We start from the raw sequence: 16,141 nt of genomic DNA, 5'->3' as shown, positions 1-16,141 counted from the left end.
GGGCGCCGCCGCTCCCTGACTGCCCACTGACCCCTGCTCCCCCTAAACCGCCGCCCGCGGGCGCCACCCCCCATCGCGGCGCCGCCGCCATGCCCGCCACGATCGAACTGCGTGGGATCGATCGCCCCGTCAGCCGGCCGTCACCCGAATGGGCCGAGACGGCGCAGCGCGACTCGGCGACGCGAAGCGCCGCAGGCGCGGGACGGCAGGCTCAATTTCAACCTACCTCTTCGCCGTCGCTCGCCGCCCTCCGGCGAAGCTCGGACCAGCCGCCATTGCATCGGTGAACGACTCAAGATTGAGCGGGCCGCATCGCCTCAAGAGGACAAACCAGATGCAAGAAAGTGCCACGACAACCGGAAAGCCCGACCGCATCCTCCGCCTGCCCGCCGTCCTCGACCGAACAGGCCTCAGCCGCTCCACGCTCTATCGGAAGATCCAGGCCGGGACGTTTCCCAAGCAAGTTCCGATCAGCGTCCGCTGTGCCGGCTGGCGGGAGTCGGCAGTGTCCGATTGGATGAGGAATCCGATATTCTACAGCATCGACGACCCGTCTACCGGGTGACGGATTTGCGCCCTTAGCTGCCGTTCAGGACGAATGCGTAGCTACCCAGAGCGGACATTCGAGGCTCGTTGCGGCCGAAAGCTGGGTGGCGACATAGTCGGACGTTACTCGACCGTGGCCGCGATGACGGGGAGTGGCACGTCATCGTAATGGAGGACGTCGTCGAAGGTGAAATGACCTCTTTCAACTACCCAATATGTTGGCAAGGATGTGGTCGCCGCTGCGGGTAAGGATCGATTCCGGGTGGAATTGCAAGCCGGTCTGCCTCGCGGCTGCGTCGCTGATCGCCATCGCCATGTCGTCTATCAGGGCATGGACGCGGAAACGGGCCGGGAGGTTGCGAGTACACAAGGAGTGATAGCGGCCGACGTGGACGGGGTCGGCGATGCCTTGGAAGGGACCGGCGCCGTCGTGCTGGAGCGCGCTCGCCTTGCCGTGGACGGGCTCGGACGCGCGGCTGACCTCGCCGCCGGCCTGGTGGACGATTGCCTGATGGCCGAGGCACACGCCGAGCACCGGCGCCTTGCCGATGGCGAGGCCGATGAGGTCGATCATGCAGCCGGCATCCTCGGGGCGCCCGGGGCCGGGGGAGAGGACGATAAGGGCGTCCTTGTCCTGAGCGATGCCGAGTGCCGCGGCCGCGTCGACCGTGTTGCGCAGCACTTGGACCTTGGCGCCCAGGCGCTCGAACGCCTCGACCAGATTGAAGCTGAAGCTGTCGAGATTGTCGATTAGGAGGACGTGTTCCTTCACTCGCCGGCTCCGGTGGCGGCCAGGACGGAGAGCAGCGCCGAGGCCTTGCGGCGGGTTTCCTCGGCCTCGCGCTCGGGATCGCTGTCGTAGACGACGCCGGCGCCGGCGCGGACGTAGGCGACACCGCCCTTCACGACCGCCGAGCGGATGACGACGCCGGTGTCCATCATCCCCTCGCCGTTGAGCCAGCCGATCGCCCCGCCATAGGGGCCGCGCTTAGTGACCTCGGTCGCGCGCAGCAGTTCGGTAGCGCGGATCTTGGGCGCGCCGGTGAGGGTGCCGACGTTCAAACATGCCTGAAGGGCGTGGAGGGCGTCCAATTCGACGCGGAGGGTGCCGGTGACCGAGGAGACGAGGTGCATGACGCGGGCATAGCGCTCGACACCCATCAATTTAGCGACGCGACGCGTGCCGGATGTGCTGACGCGGGCCACGTCATTGCGGGCTAGATCGACCAGCATCATGTGCTCTGCGGTCTCCTTGCAATCAAGGCGCATTTCGGCCTCGAGCCGGTCGTCCTCATCGTCAGTTGCGCCACGCGGCCGAGTGCCGGCAATCGGCTTCACTTCGACGGTAGGGACTCCGTCCTGGATGAATATGCGCACCGACGTCTCCGGCGAGGCGCCGAACAATATGTGGCCGGGGGCCGAGACGAAGAACTGATAGGGGCTCGGATCGAGCTTGCGCTGCGCCGCATAGGAATTGAGCGGATTGGGGCAGGGCGCGCGAAAGGTGCGCGACGGCACGATCTGGTAGACTTCGCCCGCCCCGATTTGCTCGCGCAACCGGCTGACGACTTCGCCATAGGCTGCATCATCGAGATCGACTTCAGGCTCCACATAGTTTGGTGAGGGAATCGCCGGCGCCGGCAGCACCGCGACATTGGTGCAGCGTTCGACCAAAGCGGCGAGGCGCGCGGCGGCGCTGTAGAAAGCGCGCTCGGCAACCGCTGCATCGTCCGACCCGAAAGTAGTGCAGATGAGGCGCGGCTGGGCGCCGGCCTCGAACACGATCAGCGATTCGGCGAGCCAGAAGACGTAATCGGGGAAATCCAGCGGATCCTGGGCATTGGCTGGCAGCGTCTCGAATAGGTCGGCTTGGTCGAAGGCGACCACCCCCAGTGCGGCGACGGTGAAGGGGTCCTCCTTCGAGGCAGAGGCGAAGCCGGTGAGGACGCGCAAGACGTCAAGCGGCGATGGCGCGAGCAGTCGCGCTTCGGGATCGTCACCAGCCATGACCGGGAAACACAAGGTGAGACGCCCCTCCTCCGAGGAGGCGACACCGTCTGCGAGACGGCGGGCGACTGTCGCCAGCACCTGACTGCCGTCCTTCGACAGAGCGGCGAGGGTCACGTTCGGGCCGCGGCATTCGACTCGCACCGCGGCTTGGTCCATCAGCAGGCTCGGCCCGACCGTCCGCTCGAGCAGGAAGGTGTCCTGGCGGCGACCATTGTCGCTCAACGCCGCATACAAAGCGAGGCGGTCGGGGTTGGAAGGGAGGCGGCGGTGCAACGCGAGCGCTTCACCGTCGCGGAGACGGACAGGGGTCATCCAAACTCCCTTCCGACGGCCCGGACCACGGGCCCAAGCGCTTCCATCAGCGTATTGAACTGGTCGGGATAGAGCGATTGAGCGCCGTCCGACAAAGCGACGGCCGGATTCTCATGGACCTCGACGAGCAGGCCGTCGGCGCCGCAGGCCGCCGCCGCCAGCGACATCGGGATGACCAGGTCGCGGATGCCGGTGCCGTGGGAGGGATCGACCAGAACCGGCAGGTGAGTCCTCTGCTTGATATAGGGGATGGCGTTGAGGTCCAGCGTGTTGCGGGTCGCGGTCTCGAAGGTGCGGATGCCGCGCTCGCATAGCACGACCTGGTCGTTGCCGGCGGCGAGCAGATATTCGGCGGCGAGCAGTAATTCCTCGATCTTTGCCGCCATTCCGCGCTTGAGGACGACCGGCTTGCCGGCCTTGCCGACAGCGCGGAGCAGGGAGAAATTCTGCATGTTCCGCGCACCGACCTGAAGGGCGTCGGCATGTTCGGCGACGAGGTCGAGATCGGCCGTGTCCATCACCTCGGTGACGACCGGAAGGCCGAGTTCGTCACCGATCTCGCGCAGGATTTTGAGGCCGGCCGGGCCGTGGCCGGGGAAGCCGTATGGGCTGGTGCGGGGCTTGTAGGCGCCTGCGCGTATCGCCGAGGCGCCTGCCGCTTTGACCGCCAGGCCGGTGTTGCGGAGCTGGTCATGGGTTTCGACGGCGCAGGGACCGGCGATCACCTTGAAGGCGCTGCCGCCGATCGCCATGCCGCCGATGCGGACGATCGTATCGTGGGGATGCATCTCGCGGCTGACGAGCTTGTAGGGTGCGAGGATCGGCTTCACCGACTCCACCATCGGATGGCTCTCGAGCTGGAGCTCGGCCAGCACGCGTTCGTCGCCGAGCGCGCCGAGTACGACTCGCTCGGAGCCGGGCATGTGGAGGGGTTTGAGGCCAGCGTCTGAAATGCGGGCGAGAATTTCCTTAGCATCAGAGGGCGAAGCCTCGGGCTTGAGGACGATGATCATGGTGGGATTCCCCGGTGCTTGAAGACGAAAAAAAGCCCGCCTGAGGCGGGCCTGGGTCGGTGGATTTTTCCTCTCAGCCGAGAGGCGTTATCAATCGATGTCGGCGCGCCAAAGGCATCTGGGAGAAGGCCAGCGCCACGCTTGGGCCGCGACGCACCTGTCCGCGGCGGCCGGGGCCGCGACGGAGCCGGAAAGGGCAAAGCGCATCGTCATCGCTCCACGGCTAGGAGACTTCCATAGGGCGCGTCAACCTCCGAGAGACTCAAGCCGCCAGCTGCGCGGCTTCCGGGCTGAGATCCGGGAGCTTGTCGAGTTCGGCGTAAAGCGCAGCAAGGTCGTTCCCCAGCACCAGTTCAAGGACGTCCTCAAAGCGCTCGATGACGAAATAGCTCAGCTGGAAGGCGTCGGTGCGATATTGGGTGCGGAGCACGCGCTTCAGGTCGAAATCGTGACGGTGCGGCTTGGCGCTCTCCAGCGCGTAATGCGATTCGCCGAAACTCGACAGGATGCCGGCGCCGTAAATCCTGAGATCGCCGCGCTCGCGGGCGAGCCCGAATTCGACCGTGTACCAGTAGAGGCGGGCGACGCGGTGAAGTGAGTTTAGGTCGAGCGCCTGAAGCCCCTGTTGCCCAAGCGCCTGCATGAAATCGGCGACTTCGGGCTGAGCGAGAAGGGGCACGTGGCCGAAGACATCGTGAAACACATCGGGCTCTTCCAGATAATCGAGCTGGTCGGCCGCGCGGATGAAATTACCGGCGGGGAAGCGGCGCTCGCTCAGATGCCGGAAGAAGACGTCGTCCGGGACGAGGCCCGGGACGGCGACCACGCTCCACCCGGTCCGGGCGTGCAGGCGGTCGTTAAGCTCGTCGAAATTGGGAACGCCGGGGCGGGAGAGACGGAGCACGTCGAGGCTCTTGCCGAACGCCTCGACGGCGCGGCCCTGGAGCAGGCTCTGCTGGCGCGCGAAGAGCGTGTCCCACACCCGATGATCCTCGGCGCTGAATTCCTCCCACCGCTGGGGCACGGTCCAGTCGGCCGCGGCTCCGGGCGGCGGCAGGGGGGAGGCGAGAGCGCCGTGTTTCTGAGCTTGTTCTGACATTGGTCGTGGTTCCTTCTTCGCATAAGAAAAAACCCCGCCTGGGGACCGGGCGGGGCTCGAAAATCTGCGTGCCGTTCGCGCGCGTCAGTCCGTGTCCGCTCCGGCGGTGAGATAATAAGTGGAATAATAAGGTGCGGACGCAGTCCCGCCCGTCCCGCGAAATGCGGTCGCGCAAGCCTCAAGGCCGACAGAAACGTCGTGCGTCATCGCCGCCCTTTGACCCCTGGCTTGTGATCCTGTCAACGGTTTCAGGCCAATTTTGCCCCAATGGGACTGAATGGAGCCTTTATGTGATCAGAAGGTCACGCAGCCTTCCATCGCCTTGGGGCGCGGGCTGGCCGAAGAAGGATTCGAATGCGGGTCGCGCCTGGCCAATCAGCATGGTGAGGCCGTCCACGGGAATGCCGCCATTGGCGCGAGCGACTGCGAGAAATTCGGTTTCGAGCGGCTCGTAAACCATGTCGAACAGGGTCGCGCCGGGCGCATGGGCGGCAAGGCCGGCGAGGAGTCCCGGCGGCATGGGGTCCGCGCGGTCCATTCCCATCGGGCTGGCGTTGATGATGGCGCGGGCGCCCGCCAAGCCGCCATCGCAGTCGGCAAGGGGCCAGATTTCGACGCGGGTCCGGGCCTCGGCCTCACGAAACTTCGCCGCCTTGTCGGGATCCCGAACGGCGATGGCGATGAGGCCAACCTTCTGGCCGAGCAAATATTGAATCGCCGCTCGTGCCGCACCGCCCGCGCCGATCAAGGTCACCTTTTGTGCCTCGAGCTCGGCGTCACCAAGAGCGGCGGCGATGCCGTCGAGGTCGGTGTTGCGCCCGTTCAGCCCGTCCGGACCGGGCGTGACGCAGTTGACCGCCCCAATCGCAAGCGCAACGGAATCGATGCTGCGGAGGAAGGGGATGACCCCCCGTTTGTGAGGGATAGTGACGTTGCACCCGCGCCAATCGGGATCAGCGCGGCGCGAGGCGAAATATGCGGGGAGTTGATCGGCACGGACCCGCGTAGCACGGCAATCGCCTTCAAGCCCGAGTTGGGCGAGCCAGACCTTGTGAATCGCGGGCGATCTCGAATGCGCAATCGGATCGCCGATGACTTCAGCATAGGGGACACCCATCGTCAGGCCTGGCGGTCAAGGAAGGACTCGACGTCGGCAAGCTCCACATTCTCGTCGACGAACGCCTGGCCGATGCCGTGGGCAAGGATGAAGGGGAGGCGGCCGCCTTCCTTCTTCTTGTCGGTCGCCATGTGCCGGACGAGGCTGCGGCCCGACGCGACGATGCCCGCTTCGCCAAGGCTCGAGGGAAGGCCCGCGGCGGCAAGATGAGTGCGGACACGATTCGCATCCTCTGGGGTGCATAGCCCGCGCTCGATCGAAAGATCGAAGGCGAGCGCCATGCCGGCGGCGATTGCTTCCCCGTGGAGGAGACGGTCCGAAAAGCCGGTTTCGGCCTCGAGTGCGTGGCCGAATGTGTGGCCGAGGTTGAGCAGCGCCCGCCGGCCCGTCGCCTCGCGCTCGTCTGCGGCGACGATCCGGGCCTTGCCGGCAACGCTGGCGACGATGGCGTGACGGCGCGCTTCCGGCTCGCCGGCCAGAATGGCGTGTAAATTGGCTTCGAGCCAGGCGAAGAAACCGGCGTCTTCAATCAAGGCGTATTTCGCGATTTCCGCATAGCCGGCTCGGATGTGGCGCGGATCCAGGCTGCGAAGGCAGGACGGATCGATCAGCACCAGTGAGGGCTGATGGAAGGCACCGACGAGATTCTTGCCCGCGGCGACGTTGATGCCGGTCTTGCCGCCGACCGAACTGTCGACCTGGGCGAGCAGGGTGGTAGGGATCTGGACGAAGCCGCAGCCGCGATTGAGGATCGCGGCGGCGAAGCCCGCGAGATCGCCGACGACACCGCCCCCAAAAGCGACGATATGGTCGCCGCGTTCAACCCCTAGGGCAAGCAGGCGATCGATCAGCTCTTCGAGGATGGGCCAACTCTTGCTGCCCTCGCCGGGGGCCAGCATGATCGGCGCCGCCTCGATGGGGCCAAGGCCAACGCTTAGCCGGCTTCCCTGTGCGGCCCACACGTTGGCATCGGTAACGACGATAAGCCGATTGCGGCGGACGAAGGGTGCGAGATGCTCGCGAGCCCGCTCGAGAACGCCCTCCTCGATGCGGACGTCATAGCTGCGGGCGCCGAGCGCGACCTTGAGGATCGTCATCCGCACTGCGCCCGATGGAGGAGTTTCTGATCGGCCAGGACCAGGGCCATCATCGCCTCGACGACCGGCGCGCCGCGAATGCCGACGCACGGGTCGTGCCGGCCTTTGATGCCGATCTCGGTCTCGTTGCCGTCCCGGTCGACGGTCGAAACCGGCATCAGGATCGAGCTGGTGGGCTTGAAGGCGACGCGGACAACGACTGGCTGGCCCGTGGAGATACCACCCGCAACACCGCCGGCATGGTTGGACAGGAATGCGGGGCCGTGATCCCCTCCGGCGCGCATCGCATCCGCATTTTCCTCGCCGCGCAGGCGGGCGGCGGCGAAGCCTGCGCCAATCTCCACGCCCTTGACCGCGTTGATCGACATCATCGCCGCGGCGAGTTCGGAATCGAGCTTGGCGTAGATCGGCGCGCCCCAGCCCGCAGGGACGCCTGTGGCGACGCATTCGACAATCGCGCCGAGCGAGGAGCCAGCCTTGCGGGCATCGTCGATCAGCCTTTCCCAGCGGGCGGCTGTCCCGGTGTCGGGACAGAAAAACGGGTTGGAGTCTATTTCAGCTTCATCGAAGGCTGCGCCGTCGATCGCCGCGCCGCCGATCTCGACCACGTAGGCGCGGATCGAGACGTCAGGAAGGATCAAGCGGGCCACCGCGCCGGCGGCGACCCGGGCCGCGGTCTCGCGCGCCGAGCTGCGCCCGCCGCCGCGCCAATCGCGAAGGCCGTATTTGGCCTCATAGGCATAATCGGCATGGCCGGGGCGATAGACCGCGGAAATGTCGGCATAGTCCTTCGGGCGCTGGTCGAGATTTTCGATCATCAGGCTGATCGGCGTTCCCGTCGTTCGCCCCTCGAACACGCCCGAGAGGATGCGCACCTGATCGGCTTCGCGACGCTGCGAGGTGAAGCGCGAGGAACCGGGACGGCGCTTGTCGAGCCAAGGCTGGATGTCCGCTTCGCTCAAGCGCAGGCCCGGCGGGCAGCCGTCGACAATCGTTCCGATCGCCGGTCCATGGCTCTCGCCCCAGGTGGTGAACCGGAAGACATGGCCGAAACTGTTGAAGCTCATAGATACTCCGGGGCGGTCGCCTCGCGGTCGGGCCGACCGCGATCCGCGATCGTTATGTAACTCGACCGCCGATCGAACGCATCAGTCGAACGAAACCGGGGAAACTGGTGCCAATCATTCCCGCTGAATCCACTTCCACCGGCGCTTGGGAAGCCATGCCGAGGACGAGAAAGCTCATCGCTATCCGATGGTCGTTGTGGGCGGCGACGCGTGCGCCGCCGGGCGGCTGGCCAGCACAACCTTCCACGATAAGCGTGTCGCCTTCCTCCCGAGCACTGATCCCGCAGGCGCGCAGGCCGGCGACCGTGGCGGCGAGGCGATCGCTTTCCTTGACGCGCAGTTCGGCGAGCCCGTGCATCACCGTCCTCCCTTCCGCATATGCGGCGGCAATCGCCAGGATCGGATATTCGTCAATCATGGACGGCGCGCGATCAGCGTTGACCTCAACGCCGTGCAGGCGACTGGAGAGAGCCTTGATGTCCGCCACCTGCTCGCCGCCTAGCAGGCGGGGATTCTCGATGCGAAGATCGGCCCCCATTTCCTGGAGGGTCTTCATCAGTCCGGTACGGAGCGGGTTGACCATGACCGAACGCACCGTCACGTCCGAACCAGGCGTGATCAGCGCTGCGACGAGGGGGAAGGCAGCCGACGAGGGATCGCCTGGGATGTGGACCGACGCTCCCCTGAGCTTTCGCCGTACACCCAGACGGACGCTTTGTCCGGTAATCTCCAGCTCGCAGCCGAAAGCGCGGAGCATGTTTTCGCTATGGTCGCGGCTGCGGACGGGCTCGGTCACCTCGACCTCTCCTTCGGCGTGAAGACCGGCGAAGAGGATCGCGGACTTCACCTGCGCGGAGGCCGCAATGTTCAGGAAGCGGATGCCCTTGAGACCGCCGCCGCGCACCGTGACGGGGAGCCGCGTGCCCTCGGCGGCTGCTCCCATCGCATGCAGTGGATCAAGGACGCGTTTCATGGGACGGCGGCTCAGCGACTCGTCGCCGGTGAACGTCGCCTGGAGCGGAAAGCCGGCGGCCGCGCCCATTAACAGTCGTGCGCCGGTGCCGCTATTTCCGCATTCGACCGGCGCGCGAGGGCTGCGCCATGTCGTGCCGGTGACCCGCCACCTGCCGAGAGCGATGCGTTCAATCCTTGGCCCGAATGCCCGCACCGCGGCCGCGGTGTGCAGAATGTCCTCCGCTTCGAGCAGCCCTTCGATCCTCGTCTCGCCCTCCGCGAGCCCCCCCAAAATCAGAGCGCGGTGGGACATCGATTTGTCGCCCGGCACGAAAATATCCCCCCTCAGGCCAAGGGAGGCGGACGTTCGCAAGCAGTCTTGTTCGCACGGCAAGAGATCGGCGCTCATGCGGTTAGGGAATCGCCGTCCGCGAGCGCGCCGAGCATCAACACCGGGCGAAATCGCCTTGTCGGCCGGGACGACGACATGCCCGGAAAGTCCGCCTTCGGCCGAAGCGCGCAGCCGTTCCGATGGCTTGAGGTCGCTCATGCGGCAGCCTCGGCAACATACCGGACTGCAAGGACATAGCCGTAGACGCCCAGGCCACAGATCGTACCGGTGACTGCGGGGCTGATCAACGATTTCGCACGCCACGTTTCGGCGCGGCTATGGATGTTGCTGATATGCACTTCGATTATCGGGCAGGAACAGACCCTGATCGCGTCATGGATCGAGTAGGACGAATAGCTGAGCGCGGCAGGATTGATCACGATTCCGGCAGCATCGCGAAACGCCTCGTGAATCCAGCCGATAATCTCATGCTCCGCATTAGATTGGCGGAAAATCAGCTCGAATCCGGCTGTCTCGGCCTCGTCGCGACAGAGGCGCTCGACGTCGGCCAGCGTCTCGCGGCAGTAAATATCGGGTTCGCGCAGGCCGAGCAGGTTCATGTTCGGCCCATTAAGCACGAAAATCCGGGCCCGGCCGTTCATGCGCCGTTGGGCGCGGCTCGCGCGCCCTCCAACATCAGTTGCGCGACCTCGGCGGCGGCCGCTTCCAAGAATCGGATTCGGAATCCGAGCAGTTTCACGATCTCCTCATCGAGCGCATCCACAACGGCACGCACCTCCACCATGGGTTTGCTCGCGCTCGCTCTCCCATAGCGCCACTTTTGCTCCAGCGAGCCGCAGTCCGTATAGTCCCTCGCTCCATGCCTGATCCGGTGGAAGCTTCCGTGAAATCGATTGCCCTGGTCGGGCTGATGGGCGTTGGGAAATCGACGATCGGGTGGCGTTTGGCCCGGCGGCTCGGACTGCCCTTTGTCGATGCCGATGCGGAGATCGAGGCGGCCGCCGGGCTCAGCATCGCCGAGATTTTCGATCGGTTCGGTGAGGCGCATTTCCGCGACGCCGAGCGGCGGGTGATTGCCCGGCTCGTCGTTGGGCCGCGCCACGTCATCGCGACCGGCGGCGGCGCGTTCATGAACGAGCAGACGCGAGCGCTCATTCTCGCGCACTGCGTTGCCATCTGGCTCGATGCGGACGTTGAGGCCTTGGCTGAACGTGTCGCACGAGATCCCCACCGGCCGCTCCTCAAGGGCAATGATCCCCGCGCCCTGCTCCGCAGCCTTGCCCGGGTGCGCAACCCAGCTTACGCCGAGGCGCACCTCACCATCCGCAGCGACGCCGACCCGCAGCGCACCGTGGACCTCATTCTCGAAGCGCTGGCGGACCGATGAAGCGGGTCGAAGCGCTAGGCAACCGGTGTTCATCCCGCGGTCTCCATGTCCGGCATACTCAGCTTACTCATGTTCTTGCCTATTGGCGGCAATCCCGCTGTCCCGCTTCATCGCCGAAACGAAAACGCGGATCGCCTCCGCCGCGCCCGCGGGATCGGATTCGATCATGGCGACGATCGCGGAGCCCGAAATCACCCCCGCCGCGCCGGCCTCGAGCGCGAGCCGGACATGCTCAGGCTGCGAGATGCCGAAGCCGAGAATGGGCGGTGGCGCGCCTGCATCGGCGAGCGCGGCAAGCATCTTGCCGTGATCGAGGCGCATGTCGGCCCGCACGCCGGTGACGCCCGCCCGTGCGACGCAATAGGTGTACCCTGCGCCGAGCCGGGCGATCCGGCCGATGGTTGCCGGCGGTGTGTTGGCGGCTGCAATCAGCACGGGATCGATCCCCTGCGCGCGCGCTGCCGCGGCGAACGGCTCGACCTCGAAGGCGGGAACGTCGGCGACGAGCACGCTGTCCACGCCCGCTCCCGCAGCGGCGCGGTAGAAAAAATCGCGGCCATGCGCCAACACCAGATTGGCGTAGGTTAGGATGCCGACAGGGACGCCTGGATGGCGGGCACGGAAGGACGTCAGCATGGCGAAGCAATCCGTCTGGCGCACGCCCTGCTTCAAAGCCCGCTGTGCCGCGGCCTGGATCACCGGCCCGTCCGCGACCGGATCGGAGAACGGGATGCCGACCTCGACCATGTCGGCGCCGCCCGCGACGATCGCATCGAGGATAAGGGCGCTGCCTTCAAGATCGGGATCCCCGAGCATGACGAAAGCGCCGAACGCGCCCTCTTTGCGACCGGCCAGGCTGGCGAACATCGCGTTGTAGCGGCTCATGATGTGAAGCTCAGCAGTCGCTGCGCCTGTGCCATATCTTTGTCGCCGCGGCCGGAGAGGTTGACGACCAGGATCGTGTCTCCCTCTGCCTCGCTCGCCAGCTTGAGAGCGTGCGCAAGCGCGTGGGCCGATTCGAATGCGCAGACGATCCCTTCCGATCGGGCCAGGAGCGCGAACGCTTCGAGGGCCTCGGCATCGGTCGCGCCGACATATTGGGCGCGGCCCGAATCCTTCAGGAAGGCGTGCTCCGGGCCCACAGCGGGATAATCCAGCCCGGCGGAAACGGACCAGGTGTCCGTGATCTGCCCGTCCTCGTCCTGCAGCACATAGGTCTCCGCCCCATGCAGGATTCCGGGCCGTCCGCGCAGCAGCGTCGCGCCATGCTCATGCCCGCTGAGGCCGCGCCCGGCCGCCTCCACGCCGATCAATGCCACGCCCTCGTCTTCCACGAAGTCCGCGAAAATGCCCATGGCGTTGGAGCCGCCGCCGACGCAGGCGATCACCGCGTCGGGTAGCCGGCCCTTCTCCTCCAGAATCTGGGCGCGCGCCTCCTTGCCAATGACGCGCTGAAACTCGCGCACCATCAAGGGGAAGGGGTGCGGGCCGGCGACCGTGCCGAGCAGGTAATGGGTGTCGGCAAAGCTCGCCGTCCAGTCGCGCAGCGCCTCATTGACCGCGTCCTTCAACGTCCGGCCGCCGCCAGTCACCGGCACCACCTCGCCGCCCATCAGTTCCATGCGGAACACGTTGAGCCGCTGCCGCTCGATATCGTCCGCGCCCATATAGATGCGCGTCTCCAGCCCGAACAGAGCGCCGGCCATGGCGGTGGCGACGCCGTGCTGTCCCGCGCCGGTCTCGGCGATGATCCGGCTCTTGCCCATCCGCTTGGCGAGCAGGGCCTGGGCGAGGACCTGATTGGTCTTGTGGGCGCCGCCGTGGAGAAGGTCTTCGCGCTTGAGGTAAATGCGCACCTTGTCCGATCCGAGGTTGCGGCAGCGGGTGAGCGGCGTCGGCCGCCCGGCATATTTGGCGAGTAGGGCGCCAAGCTCCGCCTGGAACGCTTCGTCCTCCTGCGCATCGAGGAAGGCCGCTTCCAGCTCCTCCAGCGCGGGCATCAGGATCTCGGGGACATAGGCGCCGCCATAGGAACCGAACCGGCCGGTCATGCGCATGGCTGTGCCTCTCCACGTGCGGGCGGGCGCAGCGCTTCGAAGAAGGCGCGCAGCTTGTCCGGATCCTTGCGGCCGGGCGCAGCTTCGACTCCGGAGCCGACATCGAGCGCGAAGGCGCCGACCCGCGCCGCTGCGGAGGCATTGTGCGCGCCGAGCCCGCCCGCGAGGACGCCGCGGCCGACATCCTCGCGCCCCTCCAGCCGCGACCAGTCGAATGCGATGCCGGTGCCGCCCGACTGGCCGTCCACTTCAGTGTCGAACAGGGTGCGGTCGGCGCACGGCCGATGCGGCGGTTCGTCCCGGCCGACTGGTGCGGCCGCCCAAATTTCGGTGCCGACGGGGAGCAGGTTGCGGAGTGCGCCGATATAGGCCCCGTCCTCGCGGCCGTGGAGCTGCACCGCATCCAACGCCAGCGCACGGGCGGCGTGCGCCACCTCCACCACCTTGCTGTTGCGGAAAACGCCGACGACCGCCGCGCCTTCTTCGCGCGCCGCCTCTGCAACCGCTTCGGCTGCCTCGAGGTTCACTGCGCGCGGCGTCCCCGGCACCAAGACGATGCCGACATAGCTGGCGCCCGCCGCGGCAGCGCGGCGGGCATCGTCCGCACCGGTGAGAGCGCAGACTTTGACTCGTCCGAAGGCGAGCCGCCGTGCCGCGCGCGCCGGAACGGCGGCGCGCATCAGCGACGAGCCGACCAGGAAGGCGTCGGCGCGGGGAGACAGCCGCTCCACATTTGCGCGTTCCCCGATGCCCGATTCCGCCACCAGGATGCGGTCTGCGGGGACGAGGTGCGCCAGCCGCTCGGTGACGCCGAGATCGATCTTCAGAGTCCTCAGATTGCGATTGTTGATGCCGACGACCGGGGCGCCCAGCGCCACTGCGCGCCGCACCTCGTCCTCGTCATGCGCTTCGACAAGGACGTCCATGGCCAGCAATTCCGCCTCGCGGATCACGATCGCTGCGTCCTCGTCGTCGAGCACCGAGAGCATCACCAGCGCCGCGTCGGCGCCGTGCAGCCGCGCCTCGGGCACCTGGCGCGGATCGACGACGAAATCCTTGGCGAGGATTGGCCCCTCATAGGCCGCCCGCACCGCTGCGAGGTCCGCCAGCGAACCGCCAAAAAAGGGGGTATCGGTGAGCACGCTCACCGCATCCGCCGCGCCGCGATAGGCGCGCGCCATTGCCGCCGGGTCGGCGCCCGGACGAAACGTCCCCTCGGAAGGGGATTTGCGCTTCACCTCCATCACGAAGCGCACGCCCCGCTGCGTCAGCGCGGCCTTAAGGCTGCGCCGCGTCGGCTGTGCACGGCCGCGCAAGTCGGCAAGACTTGCGCCGCCGAGACGGGCAGCGACATCCTCCCGCTTGCGGGCCACGATTTCGGCGAGAACGTCAGCCACGAGTCGCCTCCACGAAGGCCTGCAGCAAGAGGAAGGAGCGGCCCGAGGCGATAACGTTCGATGCCAGCGCGACGCCTTTCCTGAGGTCTGGCGCCAGTCCCGCCGTCATCAGCAACGCTCCGGCGTTGAGCGCCACGACCTGCGCCTCGGCCTGCGGCGCCTTGCCTTTCAGCAAAGCTGCGAGACGTGCCGCATTCTCCTCCGGCCCGCCGCCCACGATCGCAGCGAGCGGCGTTCGCTTCAGACCCGCATCCTCGGGTGTGATCGTCAGATTTTCCATCGCGCCCTTGTCCAATCGCACCGCCTGAGTCGCCCCATGAAGGGCGATCTCGTCGAGTCCCGAGCCGTGAACGACCAGCGCCGTTTCCACGCCCAGCGCAGCGAGCGTCTGCGCCACCGGCCCCAGCAGTGCCGAATCGGCGACGCCGAGCAGTTGGACTGGGGGCTCGGCCGGATTGAGGCAGGGACCGAGCACGTTCATGATCGTGCGGACCTTCAGCGCTCGCCGGACGGGGCCCGCATGTTTTAGGCCCGGATGGTAGAGCGGTGCGAACAGGAAGCAGATCCCGGTTTCGTCGAGGACGCGGCGTGACCGGGCCGCCGGAATATCCAGCTTCGCGCCAAGTTGCTCGAGCACGTCCGCCGATCCGCAGCGCGAGGTGAAGGAGCGATTGCCGTGCTTGGCGATCGGCAGCCCCGCGGCTGCCGTGACGAAGGCGACTGCCGTTGAAACATTGATCGATCCCGATCCGTCTCCCCCTGTCCCGCACGTGTCGGCGAACAAATAATCCGGCCGCTCGAACGGTGCATCGGCGGCGCGCAGAGCGCGGGCAGCGCCGATCAACTCTTCCGCAGTCTCGCCTTTCAACCGGAACGCGATCAGCATCGCCGCGATGTCGGGTTCGGAGAGCTCGCCGCGGACGAGGTTGGCGAACAAAGTTTCGGCCTGGGCCCGGCTCAGCCCATTCCCGTTGTAGAGTCCGGCCAGCGCCGTCCCGGCATCGTCGATTTTGGCCGCTTCATCCGGAAGCGCGCGCGCAAGGTTCTGGTTCGCATTCATGGTGGAGATTCCTCGATGGCAAAAGAAAAGGCCCGCGGGTGGCGGGCCTTGGTTTGGTCTGGAAAACTGCGATCCTTCAGGGGATCCTTGTCACCAAACGCGCCATCGCCTCGCCGCGGGAGCAGTGCCAAGCCACCAATGAAATGCATGCGCGAAAACGGCCGCGCGCGCGGCGCGCTCGCTCGAAAGCTCAACCGGGGTCGACTGCGCGGCCATGGACGTCCTTTTCCCGACATAAGGGGCGCCGGTCAATTTCTTTCTGAGCTGCCGATTGGAATCAAGTCAAATTCCGTGCCTGATTGGTCCTCTGTCGCTTGCGTTCCGATGGGCGGAATGTCGGGAATCCCCTGGACGGCGGGTCGTCGCGAAGGGCCGGTTACGGCCACTTCCGGCCCTCACCTGAGTCGATTCTGGACTCTGTAGTCGAGGCGCGGGCCTGGCTCGGCACCGTGTCAAACCGGCTCACCAGAGCGCAGCAACGCGTGGGACTGAAGTGTGGGACGGCACTGATGCACTAGACAGGAACGTCAGCATTTCTGCGAAATTTTTCACTTGAATGGTGGAGCCGAGGGGGATCGAACCCCTGACCTCTGCAATGCCATTGCAGCGCTCTCCCAGCTGAGCTACGGCCCCAAACCTTTTTCGGCCCACCCTGGGTGGCGGACGCGCGCTG

16 protein-coding genes and 1 tRNA gene are annotated in these 16,141 nt (G+C 66.4%); 2 read left to right on the top strand and 15 right to left on the bottom strand.

Annotation, left to right across the window (positions count from 1 at the left end):
* Positions 1-334 precede the first annotated feature (334 nt).
* Positions 335-565: a helix-turn-helix transcriptional regulator gene (locus ACT4N8_RS15200; RefSeq protein WP_444858954.1), complete on the top strand. Its 231-nt coding sequence runs from the start codon at positions 335-337 to the stop codon at positions 563-565.
* Positions 566-748: 183 nt separating this feature from the next.
* Here ACT4N8_RS15200 and ACT4N8_RS15195 read toward each other — a convergent pair whose 3' ends face one another.
* From ACT4N8_RS15195 to ACT4N8_RS15150, 10 genes are all read right to left on the bottom strand, one after another.
* The gene (locus ACT4N8_RS15195) at positions 749-1,318 is read right to left on the bottom strand and encodes an anthranilate synthase component II (RefSeq protein WP_444858953.1); all 570 of its coding nucleotides are present in this window, start codon (positions 1,316-1,318) and stop codon (positions 749-751) included.
* Entirely contained in the window at positions 1,315-2,868 is a 1,554-nt protein-coding gene (locus tag ACT4N8_RS15190; RefSeq protein WP_444858952.1) for an anthranilate synthase component 1, read from the bottom strand. Before ACT4N8_RS15190 ends, ACT4N8_RS15195 begins: the two co-directional genes overlap by 4 nt.
* Positions 2,865-3,881 (bottom strand): 3-deoxy-7-phosphoheptulonate synthase, encoded by a 1,017-nt coding sequence (gene aroF, locus ACT4N8_RS15185; RefSeq protein ID WP_444858951.1) that lies wholly within the window; start codon positions 3,879-3,881, stop codon positions 2,865-2,867. Before aroF ends, ACT4N8_RS15190 begins: the two co-directional genes overlap by 4 nt.
* A 262-nt stretch (positions 3,882-4,143) precedes the next feature.
* Entirely contained in the window at positions 4,144-4,980 is an 837-nt protein-coding gene (gene phhA / locus ACT4N8_RS15180; protein ID WP_444858950.1) for a phenylalanine 4-monooxygenase, read from the bottom strand.
* Positions 4,981-5,266: 286 nt separating this feature from the next.
* Positions 5,267-6,097: a shikimate dehydrogenase family protein gene (locus ACT4N8_RS15175; protein ID WP_444858949.1), complete on the bottom strand. Its 831-nt coding sequence runs from the start codon at positions 6,095-6,097 to the stop codon at positions 5,267-5,269.
* 2 nt (positions 6,098-6,099) lie between these two features.
* Positions 6,100-7,194 (bottom strand): 3-dehydroquinate synthase, encoded by a 1,095-nt coding sequence (gene aroB / locus ACT4N8_RS15170; RefSeq protein ID WP_444858948.1) that lies wholly within the window; start codon positions 7,192-7,194, stop codon positions 6,100-6,102.
* Entirely contained in the window at positions 7,191-8,261 is a 1,071-nt protein-coding gene (gene aroC / locus ACT4N8_RS15165) for a chorismate synthase (protein ID WP_444858947.1), read from the bottom strand. The genes aroB and aroC overlap by 4 nt, the downstream gene beginning before the upstream one ends.
* Positions 8,262-8,313: 52 nt before the next feature.
* The gene (aroA, locus tag ACT4N8_RS15160) at positions 8,314-9,765 is read right to left on the bottom strand and encodes a 3-phosphoshikimate 1-carboxyvinyltransferase (protein WP_444858946.1); all 1,452 of its coding nucleotides are present in this window, start codon (positions 9,763-9,765) and stop codon (positions 8,314-8,316) included.
* Positions 9,762-10,208, bottom strand: coding sequence for a type II 3-dehydroquinate dehydratase (locus tag ACT4N8_RS15155; RefSeq protein WP_444858945.1), 447 nt, complete (start codon positions 10,206-10,208; stop codon positions 9,762-9,764). The genes aroA and ACT4N8_RS15155 overlap by 4 nt, the downstream gene beginning before the upstream one ends.
* Entirely contained in the window at positions 10,205-10,351 is a 147-nt protein-coding gene (locus ACT4N8_RS15150; protein WP_444858944.1) for a hypothetical protein, read from the bottom strand. The genes ACT4N8_RS15155 and ACT4N8_RS15150 overlap by 4 nt, the downstream gene beginning before the upstream one ends.
* Before the next feature lie 75 nt (positions 10,352-10,426).
* Between ACT4N8_RS15150 and ACT4N8_RS15145 the strand changes: the two genes are divergently transcribed.
* Complete coding sequence (locus ACT4N8_RS15145) at positions 10,427-10,954, top strand: shikimate kinase (RefSeq protein ID WP_444858943.1); 528 nt, start codon at positions 10,427-10,429, stop codon at positions 10,952-10,954.
* A 63-nt stretch (positions 10,955-11,017) separates the two neighbouring features.
* Here the strand turns inward: ACT4N8_RS15145 and trpA are convergent, their stop codons facing one another.
* The 5 genes from trpA to ACT4N8_RS15120 form a co-directional block, all read right to left on the bottom strand.
* Positions 11,018-11,839 (bottom strand): tryptophan synthase subunit alpha, encoded by an 822-nt coding sequence (gene trpA / locus ACT4N8_RS15140; protein WP_444858942.1) that lies wholly within the window; start codon positions 11,837-11,839, stop codon positions 11,018-11,020.
* A complete protein-coding gene (gene trpB / locus ACT4N8_RS15135) occupies positions 11,836-13,011 on the bottom strand; it encodes a tryptophan synthase subunit beta (protein ID WP_444858941.1) in 1,176 nt (391 codons plus the stop codon). The genes trpA and trpB overlap by 4 nt, the downstream gene beginning before the upstream one ends.
* Entirely contained in the window at positions 13,002-14,408 is a 1,407-nt protein-coding gene (trpCF, locus tag ACT4N8_RS15130) for a bifunctional indole-3-glycerol-phosphate synthase TrpC/phosphoribosylanthranilate isomerase TrpF (protein WP_444858940.1), read from the bottom strand. Before trpCF ends, trpB begins: the two co-directional genes overlap by 10 nt.
* Entirely contained in the window at positions 14,401-15,468 is a 1,068-nt protein-coding gene (trpD, locus tag ACT4N8_RS15125) for an anthranilate phosphoribosyltransferase (RefSeq protein ID WP_444858939.1), read from the bottom strand. The genes trpCF and trpD overlap by 8 nt, the downstream gene beginning before the upstream one ends.
* 557 nt (positions 15,469-16,025) lie before the next feature.
* Positions 16,026-16,101: transfer RNA gene (locus ACT4N8_RS15120), tRNA-Ala, on the bottom strand.
* Positions 16,102-16,141: the final 40 nt, after the last annotated feature.

Source organism: Sphingosinicella sp. (assembly GCF_052387495.1).
Taxonomy (GTDB): domain Bacteria; phylum Pseudomonadota; class Alphaproteobacteria; order Sphingomonadales; family Sphingomonadaceae; genus Allosphingosinicella.
This window is presented reverse-complemented; position numbering and strand designations above follow the sequence as displayed.